This window comes from Polaromonas sp. P1_A2 (assembly GCF_056406895.1).
Window position 1 is genome coordinate 70,711 of sequence record NZ_JBFTZI010000008.1, and the last position, 14,148, is coordinate 84,858.

At 67.1% G+C, this 14,148-nt stretch carries 7 protein-coding genes; 1 reads left to right on the forward strand and 6 read right to left on the reverse strand.

The genetic code is table 11. The features are described 5' to 3' along the window. Positions 1-64 precede the first annotated feature (64 nt). Both AC1D09_RS22755 and AC1D09_RS22760 read right to left on the reverse strand, forming a co-directional pair. Complete coding sequence (locus tag AC1D09_RS22755) at positions 65-1,129, reverse strand: 3'-5' exonuclease (RefSeq protein ID WP_477663716.1); 1,065 nt, start codon at positions 1,127-1,129, stop codon at positions 65-67. Between the two features lie 162 nt (positions 1,130-1,291). Beyond that, positions 1,292-2,236, reverse strand: a complete 945-nt coding sequence (locus AC1D09_RS22760) for a LysR substrate-binding domain-containing protein (RefSeq protein WP_477663715.1) — start codon at positions 2,234-2,236, stop codon at positions 1,292-1,294. 186 nt (positions 2,237-2,422) lie between these two features. Here AC1D09_RS22760 and AC1D09_RS22765 point away from each other — a divergent pair, with 186 nt between their 5' ends. Next, a complete protein-coding gene (locus tag AC1D09_RS22765) occupies positions 2,423-3,697 on the forward strand; it encodes a cation:dicarboxylate symporter family transporter (protein ID WP_477663714.1) in 1,275 nt (424 codons plus the stop codon). Here the strand turns inward: AC1D09_RS22765 and AC1D09_RS22770 are convergent. The 4 genes from AC1D09_RS22770 to AC1D09_RS22785 are packed head-to-tail and all read right to left on the reverse strand — an operon-like array spanning position 3,649 to position 14,060. Continuing rightward, complete coding sequence (locus tag AC1D09_RS22770) at positions 3,649-5,505, reverse strand: peptide transporter (protein ID WP_477663713.1); 1,857 nt, start codon at positions 5,503-5,505, stop codon at positions 3,649-3,651. The two genes, AC1D09_RS22765 and AC1D09_RS22770, sit on opposite strands and share 49 nt — an antisense overlap. Positions 5,506-5,550: 45 nt before the next feature. After that, a complete protein-coding gene (locus tag AC1D09_RS22775; RefSeq protein ID WP_477663712.1) occupies positions 5,551-7,110 on the reverse strand; it encodes a lyase family protein in 1,560 nt (519 codons plus the stop codon). Then, positions 7,097-11,002 (reverse strand): beta strand repeat-containing protein, encoded by a 3,906-nt coding sequence (locus AC1D09_RS22780; protein ID WP_477663711.1) that lies wholly within the window; start codon positions 11,000-11,002, stop codon positions 7,097-7,099. Before AC1D09_RS22780 ends, AC1D09_RS22775 begins: the two co-directional genes overlap by 14 nt. A gap of 10 nt (positions 11,003-11,012) precedes the next feature. Further along, on the reverse strand, positions 11,013-14,060 hold the full coding sequence (locus AC1D09_RS22785; protein ID WP_477663710.1) for a ShlB/FhaC/HecB family hemolysin secretion/activation protein: 3,048 nt from the start codon (positions 14,058-14,060) through the stop codon (positions 11,013-11,015). Between the last annotated feature and the right edge of the window lie 88 nt (positions 14,061-14,148).

The window sequence follows — 14,148 nt, forward strand, 5'->3', positions numbered from 1 at the left end:
GATTCATCCCTGGATTTGTCTGACATCGCCGGCACACGAAATGTTCCCGACGAACTGGAACGGGCTAGCTGTTCAGCTGCGCCCATCCCGGCGTGCCCGCGCGGCCCGAGTAGCGGCTGGTCGCGTCGTAACGCTCCCAGGCCAGCCGCGCGGCCCGCCCGCCATAAACATCCCGCTGCAGCCATTCACATTCGGCCTGCAGCGCGGCATCGCCGCCCAGCCGCGTGTGCCAGACCTTGACGGTGCTGTCCCAGCGGTAGCCGCGGTTCTTGAGCAGCTCCTTGGCGGCGAAAGGCGCGCCTGTGGCCTGCAGGCGGTAGCTGGGCAGGCGGGCAGTGGACAACAAGTGCGCCAGGCCGTTGACGCCCTGGCCCGGCAGTTCGGCCATCAGCACCGCCAGCAGCGCATGGCAGTCCATTTCCGCGCGGTGCGCATCGTAAAACCAGCCAAGTTCGGAGGCCAGGTAGCTGAGCTTGGCCGAGCTGTGGCCCGCCGCCGTCCAGTCGATGTCGGCGAAAGAGCAGGCCCAGTTCAGCGCCTGGGCCTGTGGAATCAGGCCTTCGACGAAAGGGCGGTCAAAACCCGCGTTGTGCGCGATGACGAGGTCCGCGCCGTCCAGCAGGCCGGCGACACGCGCCATGTCCAGTTCCTGGCCCGCCAGCATCGCGTCGGTGATGCCGGTGATTTCGCGCGCGATTTTCGGCACCGGCATGCCCGGGTCGCGCAGCCCGTCATAAACCCGGACCGGGCCGGTCGCGAGGCCGGTTTGCGTGTCGACCTGGATGCGCAGCAGCGCCAGTTCCATGATCTGGTCGCGCGAGGCGTCCAGCCCCGTGGTTTCGGTGTCCAGGATCACCACATGGGCCACGGGCCCCTGCGGCGCCTGCGGAAATTCCATGGCCGGCACCAATCGCCTGAGCACGCGGTAGTCGGGGTGGCGCTCCAGCGCCTGGGCCATGGCCTCGGGGCTCTCGCCCGTCGCGGCGGGAGGAAGTGCCGCGGCCTCGGGCGCCACGGGCTTGGGCGCCTTCGCCGCCTTGGGCTTGCGCAGCTTGGCGGCAGCGGCCTCGGCGGCCATCGCCAGCAGGGCCTCGTCAAAACCGAAACCCAGTTGCCCGCCCGCCGTCATGCGCGCGGGGAGGCCTGAAGCCTCTGGGGATGGATAGCGTCTTGCATGCCTGCTCCTGGGTTTGCTGGAAATAAAGCACGCTATCTTCGCAGATAGCAAGCCAGCGGTCCTTTCATGCCGGCACCGTTTGCGCACCGTGCAAGAGACCGAGACATTCGACGCCTATGCGCGGCGCGCCTGCTCTGCGGCCTTGTGCTGGCGCGCGAAACTTTTGGCCAGGTCCAGGAAATTCTTTTCGGCCGGCGAGTCGCTGTCATCCCGGCTCACCAGCGTGATGGGCGCCACCAGCGCGGGCCTGGCATTGCGGATGCGGCAGTACACCACGCTCTCGCGGTGGAAATTTTTCATCGAGGCTGGAACGACGGAGACGCCCGCGCCGGCCGCGACCAGGCTGATGTTGGTCAGCATGCGCTCGACCTCGGTGGCGATCTTGAGCGTGAAGCCCGCCTGTTCGCAGGCCTCGATCAGGTCCGAATACATGCCCGGTGCGCCGTGCCTGCGCACCAGGATGAACTGCTCATCGGCCAGGGACCTCAAGTCAACGAACGGCATCTTGTCCTTGGCGGCGCCCACGACCAGCGCGTGGCCCACCGGCAGGATCAGCAGCATCTCTTCTTCCAGCAGGGAGAAAAAACGCACGCCGCGCGGATGGCTGACGGGCGAACGCAAAATCGCGACATCGACTTTGCCCCGGTCTATGCCCTCGGTCAGCTCGGCCGCATTGGCTTCGCGCAGGTCCAGGTGGACATCGGGATAGGCGTCGCGGTAGGCGCGGATGATGCCCGGAATCAGGGGATGGGCCGCGGCCGAACTGGTAAAGCCTATGGCCAGCGTGCCTTCAAACCCCTGCGCGGCGCGCGCCGCGCGCGCCGCGGCCTGCTCGACGCCGCGCAGTATGGCCTTGGCCTCCTGCACAAACACGGCGCCGCCGGCCGTCAGCGCCGCGCCCTTGGGATGGCGGCGGAACAACTCGAAGCCCAGTTCTTCCTCCAGCAGCCGGATCTGGTGGCTCAAGGGCGGCTGCTGCATGTTCAGCCGCTCGGCGGCGCGCGTGAAATGCTGCTCCTCGGCAACCATCAGGAAGTAGCGCAGGTGTCTCAGTTCCATCTCAGTTCCATCGCCTCAGCCCATCTTTTAAAGATATCAGGAATATTGCATTCGGATTTTAGGTATATGCCCTGGGCGCAGGATGACACCTACGCGTCTTTACACTCACCGCCCATCCCCAAAAATCCACCGTATGGCGCGGCTCGCGAAGCCCCGCGGCAAGATCACCCGTAGACTGGGCGGTCGATGACCAGAACCAGAAAAACACTTCGCCATCCCATCGCGCAGATGGCCTTCGCCTTTGCCGCCGGCATGCTGCTGGGGCATTTCTTCCCTTCCGCCGGCGCGCTGATGAAACCCCTGAGCGACGGCTTTCTGCGCCTGGTCGGCATGCTGATCGGTGTGCTGATTTTTTGCCTGGTGGTGTCCGGCATCGCCGGCATGCGCAACCGGCTGCAGGCCACGCAAGTGGGCGTCAAGGCCTTCTTCTACTTCGAGGCCATGACGGCGCTCTCGCTGGCGGCGGGCATGGTGGGCGCCCTGCTGCTGGCGCCCGGCAAGGGCTTCGCGCCGGTTTTTGCCGTCGAGGCCGCGCAGCACGCGGCGCCCGCGCCGGCCACACAAAGCGCGAGCGGATTTTTGCTCGACATCATTCCCTCGACCTTCGCTGGCGCCTTCACCGGCAACAGCATTCTGCAGGTCCTGCTGCTGGCGCTGCTGACGGGCATCGCGCTGGCGCGCGTGGGCGAGCGCGGCCGCGGCCTGCTGGAGCTCATTGAAGGCGTGCAGCAGGTGTTCTACGGCATGGTCGGCATGGTCCTGAAGCTGGCGCCATTGGCCGCCTTCGGCGCCGTGGCCTTCATGATAGGCCGCTACGGCATATCCTCGGCGCTGCCGCTGCTGCACTTTCTCGCCGCCATCTACCTGGTCAGCATCCTGTTTGTCTTCGTCGTGATGGGCCTGGTCGCGCGCGCCGCCGGCTGCAACATCTTCCGCCTGGTCGCCTATGTGAAGGAAGAGCTGCTGCTGGTCTTCTTCACCAGCTCATCGATCGCCGCCCTGCCGGGCCTGGTCGAGAAGCTGGAAAAAATGGGTTGCGCCAAACCGGTGGTGCGCCTGATGCTGCCGGCCGGCTATAGCTTCAACCTGAACGGCAGCAATCTTTACATCGCGATGGCGGCGGTCTTCCTGGCGCAGGTGGCACATGTCGACCTGGGGTTCTGGCAGCTGCTGTCGCTGCTGGGCATCATGATGCTGACGTCCAAGAGCGCCGCCAGCGTCGCCGGTTCGTCCTTCGTGGCCCTGACCGCGACGCTGGCCAGCCTGAACCTGATTCCCCTGGCCGGCATGGTCTTGCTGCTGGGCGTGGAGCGGCTGATGAAATGCCGCTCCCTCACCAACGTGATCGGCAACTGTGTGGCCTGCATCGCCGTCTGTGCCTGGGAAAAAGCGCTGGACCGCCAGGCCATGCATCAAGCCCTGTCGGGCAAGGACCTCCCGGCCGCCGCCAACCAGATCTGATGCAGGCGGTCGCCCAGGCACTCCGCGCGGCCCAGGAACAGGGCATCCAGGCACTCGGGCCGCTCCAGCCGGCGGTAGAGCGCGGCCCGCTCCTCGTAGTGGTCGGCCATGCGAATGGCGGCCGCGACGTAGCCCTCCACGCTGGCGGCAATGCTCCAGTCCGGCAGGCCCAGGCGCCGGAACAGGGCCTCGTCAATATGCTCGAACACCTCGGGCCCCGTCTTGCACACGCCGGGCAGGCCGACCGTCATCGCGTCGGTGATGCCGTTGGTGTTGCCGAACGGAAAAGGGCTCAAAAACATGTCGCAGCGGCTGAAGATGGCGAGGTAGTCGGGATAGGGCTGGTGGGCGTAGACCTCGGCGTCCGGCAGGTAGCGGCGTACCACCCTTAGCACCTGCGGGTAGATCAGGCCGGTCGCCTGTCCGATCAGGAAATGAAAGCGCACCTGCTTGCGCGAGCCGGCGCGTATCTTCTGGCAGGCCAGCAAAAACTTCGGGTTGAGTTTCATGGTGGTCGAGGCCACGGCGATGTTGACGACGGGCGAGTCCTGCCGCCGCGGCCTCTCCAGCGAGACCGCTATGGCGGACGGCCGGTAAGGCTGGCCGTCTTTCGGCAGGCGCAGCAGGGTTTCGCTGAAGCAGGCCGGGTCGCCGACAAAGTCGTCTTCCACGCTGATGTAGTCGATGCGGTCGGAGTGCGTGGTGGCCGGATGGCCCAGCGCGGCCACCTGCACCGGTGCCAGGCGCTGGTTGGCCGCGAACATGGTGATGGGAAACATGCCGACGCTGGGCATGTAGAACACCGCGGGCTTGAGGGCGCAGGCCAGCGTGTGCAGCTGGCGCAGGCAGGCCATCATGTCGTTGGGCACCTCGAAATCCACGACCTCGTCGAACACCGCCCGGCCCAGCTCGTCGATGTTGCCGGGATAGGCGACGGCCACCACGTAGAAATGCCGGCGCGCGGCCTCCATGCTCCTGGAGTGCGTGCGGTAAATCGAATGCCCGCCGGAAAACCACTCGAGCAGCACCAGCATGACGGGTTTGTCGGCGCTGGCCAGGGTCAGGGTGGCCGGCACGCGGGCCAGGCCCAGCGCCTCCAGCTTCTTGCGGATCAGGCGGTTGATGGGGCGCTTGATCTCATGGCGGCCGGGCAGGTCGGCGTAGCTGCAATGCATGTACACGTCGTGCAGGATGCCCAGCGGCAGCAGGTCCAGGCTGTCGATTTCCTCGAGGTGATCGGGCAGCCAGGCCAGCAAAGCCTCGCGTTTGGAGTGCGCGGCGGGCGAGCCGAGAAAGCGCGGCGAGAGCAGGGCCGTGAACAGCGCGGCGGCCAGTTTTTTGTTCTGCCGCCACAGCAGCTCCGCGTCCAGCGGGATTTCCGATTCGGGCGAATACAGGATGCAGAACTTCACCAGGTCCTGCTCGCTCACGTGGAACTCCGGCGCGCCCGGGCCCAGGAAGTTGAGCGACTTCAGGATGTGGTCGCAGTGGACGAAGGCGCTGGCGGCGAACAGCGCCGAGAGCCAGCGCTGGAAGTTGATGAGCTGGCCGAAGCCGTTTGGCGTGACGTGAAAGCCCGGGTCGGAAAACAGCGCCGAGATGGCGCTGGTGATGCGGGTCAGGCCGTGCGCGTCGCGCTCCTGCGCGCCCACGGCGGCCGACAGGCTGAGCGCGAAATTGCCATCCAGGTTGCCGTAGTTCCTGTCTATGAGCAGCAGCAGCTTGACCAGCTCGCGCGCGGCCGGCTCCTGCTGCCGGGAGTAGCACAGGTATTCAAAGTTCTCGAGCGAAAAAAAGTCCTCAGCCATGGCGCCCCTCCGGCAACGCCAGTATCACCGTTGCCGACGCCAGGCTCATTGGAACAGCCCGGAAAAAGTGCGGTCCAGCTTCCGCTGGGCCAGCGCGAGTTTTTCTTCCTGCGCCTTGAGCCAGGCGGCGTCCTGGTCCTGCCGGCGCTTTTCGGCCGCCAGCATCCTGGTGGTCTCGGCACGCTGGGGGCCGCCCAGGCCTTTGCTCGAGGCCAGCATGTTCTGCGCGCTCAGCGCGGTCTGGTAGCGATCCCGCGTGAGCGGGAATTCCGTGCGCGGGAAATCAAAGGCCTTCACCGCTTCGGTGTACAGCTGCTTGACGACGTCAAAGGGAATCTCGGCAGGCTTGAGCTTGTGGGCGCGCCCGTAGCTGACCAGGTCCGAGGCGAAATGGTGGCCGACCCGGAACGGGACATCGGAGTCGCGCTGCAGGATGTCGGCCAGCTCGGTGGTGGTGGAGTAATCAGCCTCGACTTCCTGCAGGGCGCGGCTGCGGTCGATGACGAGGTTGTTCATCAGCTCGGCCAGCTTCACAAAGGCATCGGTGGTGAGCTCCAGGGTTTTCTCGACCTGGTCGCGTTTGTAGTCGGGCATGCCGGGCGTGACATTGTGCGCCTCCAGCTGGTAGGTGAAGGCGCGGCCCACCACCTCGCTGGCCTGCAAGCGCAGCGAGTTGAGGGCATAGGGGTTGCGCTTTTGCGGCATGATGCTGCTGGTGCCGGTGAGCCGGCCTTCCTGCAGGGTGATCCAGGGCGCGGCCTGGTGGTACTGGGCGTGCATGTCCTGCACCAGCAGGCCCATCATCAGCGCCGCGTTGCTGCACAGGCCCACCAGCTCCACACCCTGGTCCAGCGCGCCCAGCTGGGCCGCGTCGTAGGAATTTTCCAGCGCGCCGTCAAAACCCAGCAGTTCCGCCAGACGCTCGCGGTTGACCGGAAAGCTCGAGGTGCCGAGCGCGCCCGCGCCCAGCGGGCTCAGGTTCAGCCGCGCATAGGCTTCCTTCAGGCGCGCGCTGTCGCGCCCGAAGACCGAGGCAAAAGCCAGCAGGTAATGCGCGTAGGTGGTGGGCTGGGCCTGCACGCCGTTGGTATAGGCCGGCACGATGGTGTCCAGGTTTTTCTCGGCCACGGCCAGCAGCTGCGCTTTCGACTGGATCATCGCGGCCATCAGGGCCAGCGCGCGCTCGCGCTGCATCAGGCGCCGTGTGGTGGACAGGATGTCCTGCCGGCTGCGGCCCGAATGCATGCGCGAGCCGTCGGGGCCGGCCAGCGCCAGGATCAGCGGCTCGTACTGCAGGTAGTCCCCCGGGCGTTTGGCGCCGGGCTGGTTGCCGTCGCGGATCACCTGGTCGACCGCCCGCGCGATTTTTTTACCGAGCTCGGGCGGCACGATCCGGGTCTCCACCACCATCACGGTGGAAGCCTTGTTCATTTCGCCGAGGAAATGGAAATTGTCGTGCTCGGCCTTGCCGGAGGTTTTGTCCGTGGCGATGGCCGCGCCGGACAGCGATGCCAGCAGCAGCGCAAGCAGCACCCGCCGCCCGGTCCGGCGCGGCGGCAGGAAACGGATGGTCGCCGCGGCGGGCGCGGGCTCAAGGCGTCGCATCGTCTTTTCCCCCGGCGGATGCATTGAGATCGGCGCCGGGCGCCAGCACGGAAATGGTGAGCCTGTCCGTGCCGATGCCGGGGGACGGCGCCGCGGTGTCGCCCGCAAGCGGCGCCATCCAGTCGCCGCCGGCCATTTCGGTCTGCAGCGCGGCGGTGGCGCCAGCCGACGCGGCACTGGTCAGGCTGTTGTTCATGGTGCCGCCCAGGTTGCGCAGCACGGTGCCGGAGCCGGTGGCGGCAATCGTCGTGACATCCGAGGACTGGCTGAAGGGCTGCCCGTTGGGCGCGCTGGCGCTGATGAGCAGCAGGCCGTTCTCCACCTGCAGCTTGTTGGTGCCGCCGTCTATGCGCACGCCGTAGCTGCCGCCCGAACCCGAAACGCGCAGGCTGCCGTCGCCGCCCGTGCTGACGGTGTTGAAGGCATTGGCGCTGCTGCCGACGATGGACAGCCCCTCGCCGGAGCCCGCGGCCGTCGCCTGGATGTCGATGTCGCCGCTGCCCGAGGTGATGCTGACGCCGTTGGCGGCGCCCGAGGCCGCGCTGCGCAGCAGCACCGCCGGCGCGGCCGAGGCCGCGCCGCTGTTGCCCGTGACCGATAGCTTGCCCGACACCGTGGAGATGGCGGCGGAACTGGTCGCCGTCGAAGGGTAGAGGGTGACGCCACTGCCGTAGGTGGAGCTGCCGGCCACGCTCACCGTGCCGCTGCCGGTGGCGCGTATGACGTTGTTGCCGGTCAGCACGCCGACGCCGTCACCGTAAACACTGCTGCCGGTGATGGCCAGCGCGCCGTTCTCGACGCTGAGCAGCGCCTTGCCGCCGCCGTAGATGCTGACGCCGTTGCCCTGGTCGGCGGCATTGCCGACCAGCGTCACGTTGCCCGAGCCTGTGGTCTGGATGCGGTTGGTGACGCTCTGGATGGCGATGCCGTGGTCCAGCTCCGCGACGTTCGGCGAGTGGAAGTTGCCGAGCAGCGTGATGTTGCCGCCCTGCGAGGCGATGTTGTTGACCGAGTTGGTGCTCGAAGCGCTGCCGCCCAGCGAGATGGCGTCCGAGGTGCCTATGGAGTCGCCGCGGAAAGTGATGTCGCCGCTCACGGTGGTGACGTTGACACCGCTGGCGTTGCCGGTGGAGTTCAGGAAAATGCCGTAGCCGCCGAAGCTGCTGGTGCTGTTGCCGTTGACGGCGATGGCGCCGCTGCCGGTGCTGATGTTGATCGCCGCATTGGCACCGGAGGGCGCGATGTCGACGCCGCGGCCCGAGTAGCTGGTGCCGTCCAGTGTCAGCGTGCCCGACTGCGTGCCCAGGTTGATGCTGGCGTAGGCGCCGCTGGCGTCCAGCGACACCGCCTTGAACGAGCCGGTGGTCGGGTTGACCACGCTGTTGTTGGCCAGCAGCTTGAGTGCGCCCGCCGTGGTGTTGATGTTGATCTTCGAAGCGGTGGCCGCGCTGGCGCCGCTGCCCGAGCTCAGCAGCCCCAGCGCGGGCGTGGTGCCGCCCGAGGTGTTGCCGGCCACGGTGATGGCGCCGTCCGAGAAGATGCTGATGGAAGATCCCGAGCCCGTCGAATTGAGCACGGTACCGTAGCTGCCGGTGCTGCTGCCGCCCAGCGTGATGGCGCCGCCTGCCGTGGCATTGAGCACCACGCCGCCGGTGCCCGAGGCCGCCAGGTAGACGCCGCGGCCGGCGCCGGCAAAGCCGTTGGAATTGGCCTGGACCGTCAGCTTGCCGCTGCCCACGGTGAGTTGCTGCGAGGAGCCGCTGGCGGTCGAGCAGATCAGTACGCCGAAGCCGGAAGTCGCGTTGCCGCTGATCGTCAGGTTGCCGGAGCCGCTGGCGGCCAGGGTGTTGTTGGTGCTGAAGATGCGCGTGCCGTTGCCGCTGCCCAGGTTGCTGCTGTCCACGGTGATCGAGCCGGCGCCGCTGGTCAGGACATTGCTGCCGCCGGTGAGCACAAAGGCGTCGCCGGTTCCGCTGGCGATGCCGACGTTGGCCAGGATGGAGATATTGCCGCCGCCGGCATTGAGCGTGGAGCCTGAGATATTCACCGCGCTGGTGCTGGAGCTTGTCGAGGTGGAGGCACCGCGTATCGTGATGTTGCCGCCGCTGGTGCTCAGCGTGGTGCCCGCGGTGATCGCCACGCCCGAGGCGCCGCTCTGGTTGGTGGCGGCATAGCCGGTCAGCGGATTGCTGCCGCCCCTGATGGTGATGGCCCCACCGTTGGTGGTGATGGTGCTGCCTGTCAATGCCACCGAGCCGTTGCCGGTGTCGCCGTAGTTGGAGACCAGCGAGACGTTGAGGCTTTTGCCGGTGCCGTTGGAGATGCTGCGGCTGCCGATGATGATGTTGCGGTGCGCCTGCAGGGTCAGCGAAGCATTTCCCACGCCCTTGACGTTGTCCAGCACATTGATGTCGCCCGAGGTGCCGCCGACGGCGGAGGTCTGGACGATCACGTTGGCGCCTTCGGACAGCGAGGCGTTGAGCACGGCTGAGCTCAGGTTGGAGCTGGCCGCGCCGCTGGAGGTGAATGGGGAACTCCCGGTCGCGCCGACGCTCGCCGTGCTCGTGATGTTGATGTTGTAGGGGTCGATCAGCCAGGTTCCGCCCTTGCCGGAGGCCGCGCTGAGATCCACCGAACCCGTCGCCTCCAGGGCGTGGCCCGAGGTCTCGACCAAGCCGCCGCTGCCGGCCTGCCCGCCGCCCAGCACGGTGATGCCGCCGTGAAAGCGCGTGCTGTCGGTGGACCACAGGATGACCTTGCCGCCGTCGCCGCTGCTGATCGCGTCGGCCTGGATGCGGGCGTCTTCGCCCATGAAGGTCCCCACGGCCTGGCGCTCGGTGCCGCTGCCCTGGTAGTTGCCGCCCACCAGCACGGTGCCGCCGCCGGCGTCGCCCGAGGCGTCTATGCGCGCGCCGTCGAACACACCGACGTACTGGCCCAGGGCCTTGAAGCTGCCGCCGGTTTCGCCGGCGCCGCGGCCCGAAACGTCGACACGGCCGCTGACCGCGACGACACCCGCACCGCCGCCATCGAGCAGCACGGCGCCGTTGCGGCGCTGCAGGCTGGTCGCCTCGATCACGCCCTCGTTGTTGACCACATGGGACATCAGCGCGTCGCCGGAGCGCGCCGACATGACGACCACGCCGCCGTTGGCCTTGAGCAGGCCCTGGTTCACCACGCTGGCGCCCAGCGAAGGGTCGCTGACCTGCATGGTGATCAGGCCGTCGCCGTTGAAGTCCAGCGTGACTTTTTCGCCGGCGCCCAGCATCACGCTGCCAAGGCGGGCCGTGATGCTGCCCTCGTTGCGCACCTGCGCGCCCAGCAAGGCCACGTAGCCGCCGTCGGCCGCGACGATGCTGCCCTGGTTGATCACGGCGCCGCCCGTGCCGCCGGCTTCAAAACGGTTGTTGCCGGCCATGAAGTTGGCGTCGGAGAGATTCAGCGAGCTGGCCACCAGGCCGCCGACGTTGACGGCCGAGCCCTGGCCGAACAGGATGCCCGAAGGGTTGATCAGGTAGACCTGCCCGTTGGCATTGAGCTGGCCCATGATCTGCGAGGCGTCGCTGGAGGTGACGCGGTTGAGCGCCACCGACGAGGCCGAGGGCTGCGCGAAATTGACCCTGGCCGCGCTGCCGATGTTGAAGGTGTTCCAGGTCGCGGCCATGCGGTCGCTGCCCTGCACCACGTTCATCACGTTGCCGCTCTGGCTGATGCTGCCGCTGCCGGCCGTGACCTGGCCGTTGGTCGGCAGGGCACCGGGATCCAGCGCGTATACCCGCAGCGGGTAGATGCTGCACAGCGCCGACAGCATGGCGGCCGTCAGCGGCGTCAGCCTCGGGCGATTTTTACGCGCCGCATGAATGGAAGAAGCCGGGGAAGGTTGGTGCGTCATGGCGAGCCCCTCAGAATGTGTAGTTGATACCGACACCGATCGCGCGAATCGTGGTGCCTACGCCGGAGGTGCCGAACACGCCGGCGACGGCGTAGTTGTAGTTGGCCAGCGGCTGGTTGCGCAGCACCACGTACTGGCCGAAGATCCTGAGCTGCTTGCTCCAGTTATAGGAAAAGCCGATCGCCTGGGAAGTCGCGCCCATGCCCTCGGTCGAGCAGTTCACGCCGTTGCCGGAAATCATGGTGCAGTCGCCCGCAAAGGCCTTGGCATGGCTGGCGCGCAGCTGCCAGGCGCCTATCTTGTGGGTGACGCCGACCATGTAGGCGCGGCGGCGGTAGCTGGACATGTCGCTGGAGGTGACGCTGGTGTTGACGACGCCGGACTCGGCGTAGCGCAGCTCGTCGGCGATCAGCGAGACCTTGGTGTCGCCGAAGTCGTAGGCCACGCCGTAGCGCACGCTGTAGTCGTCCGAGGTGGTGCCCTGCGTGACGTGGGTGTTGGTGCCGACGCCGCGCGCGTTGCGGCCCAGGCTCGCGATGCCGAAGTAGTTGATGTGCTGCTCGGCTGCCACCACGGCGGAGAAGCCGCCGTTCTCATAGGACAGGCTGCCGCCGTAGAGGTAGCCGGTGTCCACGTCGGGCGCGGCCTTCATGCCGTTGTTCGAGTACGCCAGCTTGAGCTGAAAGCCCCCCATCTTCGGCGTCCAGTAGCCGTACACGCCGGCCTGGCGGCGGTTGAAAGCGGCATCGTCGTTGTTGTTCACCGCCGCCGTGCCCACCGGGCCCGAATTCCGGGTGATGCTGGTGGCAAAACCCGGCGAGCCGATGATGTTGTAGTGGGCCGCGCTGGTGGTGGCGCCGAAGGGGTCGAAGGAAGTCGTGCTCTCCTTGAGCGGCATGTCCCAGTTGCCGTACATCGCGGTGCCGGCGTCGGGATGGGCGACGGCCACGCCGGTGTTGCGCAGCTCCTGCCTGTGCGTCCAATCCGGCGAGGCATCAACGCCGGCGGCGCCGGCGCTCAGCGACAGGCCCAGCTCCAGCTGCCACAGCAGCTTCCACTGCTCGTAAATCGGGATGCCGCCGCGCGCGCCTATATAAGAGACGTTGTCGCGCGCGCGCCAGAAGCCCGACATATTGCGCCCGTTGGGCGTGGCCAGCTTGCTCTGGTCGGCGGGTGCCGCAGGTGTCGAGTCCGAGCGGCTCACGTATTCGGGGATGATGCCCAGCGAGCCGTAAAACAGCATGCCGTCCTGCGCTTCCTCGAAATCCTCGCCGCGGTTGCCGCCGCTGCTGCTGGAAGCCAGGCCGGTAAAGGCCTGGGGCGAACCCGAGACCGACAGCCACAGGCGGCGCGCGCTTTTCGGTTCGCTGGTCGGGTTGACGCCGGGCGACATCGCCAAACTCGCGTTGAACACCAGGTCCTTGTGGTAGACGTTCAGGCCCACGCCGTAACCGTAGCGGCTGGCGCGGTTTTCGCTGGCATCCCAGGGCTTCTTGTTGATGGTCACGCGCCCCGCGTCGGCAAACAGCGCGCCTTCCACCACCGCGTTGCCGACGACGCCCAGGGTTTTGCGCAGTTCCAGCCGGGCCAGCATGCCCTGGTCACCCGCGGCCTCGCCGGCCGGGTAGGCGCGCACGCCGTTCGAGCCGCCCAGGCTCATTTTTTCCGACGCGTCCAGGTTCTTGTCGGCGTACTGCGCGCTGACGGAGCCCAGCAGCGAGAAGCCGCCGCCCAGCTGCTGCAGGCGGCTATAGGACAGGTTGAGTTTTTTGTAGTCGCCGGCCGCGTTGGCGGTAAAGCGGTCCAGCGCGGCGTCGTTGGCGGTTTCTTTTTTCAGGTGGCCCATGCCCATGCGCACATTCCAGCTGTTGCTGGCCGGCGCACCGGTGAAATCGTCGCGCCAGTCGCCAAACAGGCCCGCGCTCAGCACATGGGCGGATTTGTCGACGGTGGTGCCGCCTGTGGTGTCCTGGAAATGCCGGTATTCCGCCGCCAGCGAGGCATTGACGTTGGCGCGCCGGCTGCGCAGCAGCGCGGCATTGAGGAACAGCGTGCTGATGCGGGCCTCGCCGCTGGCCTGGACCTCCTTGAGATTTTTGCCGATGTTGTACTGCAGGCCCGCGAAGTTCGCGCCCACCGTCAGGCCCGTCGTGCCCAAAGGCTGCTGGTAGCCGACGCCGGCGATACGCAGGCCTTCAAAAGTCTGCTGCGTGTTGAGGCTGAAGCTTTCGCCCATGCCCAGTGCGTCGTTGAGGCTCAGGTTGGCGGACAGGCGATTGGCGCCCGTGTAAAAGCTGCCGCCGTTGTCTATGCTCACGCGCGCGGTGATCGCGCTCATTTCGCTGAGCTTGACGATGACGTCGGTGGCGCCCGGCTCCGCCGACGGGCGCAGCACCGCCTTGACCGTCACGCCGGCGATATCGGACAGGCGCAGCAGCGTGTTTTCCAGGTCGCATTCCTGGATCACCTCGCCCGGCTGCAGCCCCGCGAGGTGCCGGCCTATCAGTTCCGGGTCCAGGCGCACATTGGTGTCGGGCTCGGCCACCACCCGGCCTATGACGCCTTCACGGATGCCGAGGGCGACCACGCCGCCCTGTATTTCCTGGGCCGGCAGGTAGGCGCGCGCCACCAGGTAGCCGCGCGCGCGGTAGTAGGCGGTGACCTTGGCGGCGGCCTTGCCCAACCCGGCGAAGTCCAGCTCGCGGCCGACAAATTCCTGCAACTGGCCCTGCAGCTCGGAAGCCGGCAGGGACCGGTTGCCGCTCAGCACAAAGCCCGTGACCTGCACGCCCGGCCCGCCCGCGGCCAGGCCCTGGCCTTCATCGCTGCCTTCCGTTTCTTTCTCGATGCGCGCGGGGCGCTGCACGGCTGCCGGCGCGCCGGTGTTTTCCGTGGGCGAGAGCTGCTGCCGGTTCGCGTCAAACAGGGTACCGGCGCTGGGTGGCGTCTGCGCATGGACAGCAAATGGCAGGGTGAAGGGCGCGGCGGCCAGCATTGCGCAAATCTGCGACGCGAGGATTTTTCGCCGGGGTGCGGCAAGGCGTGGGGATTCCATCATGTATTCGTTTTCTGTCTTGTTGTTGTGCGCGCGCCGTGGGCTTCTTCCGTGTTTTCTTCGTGTGCCCGCGTTTCGGCGCGTCCCTGTT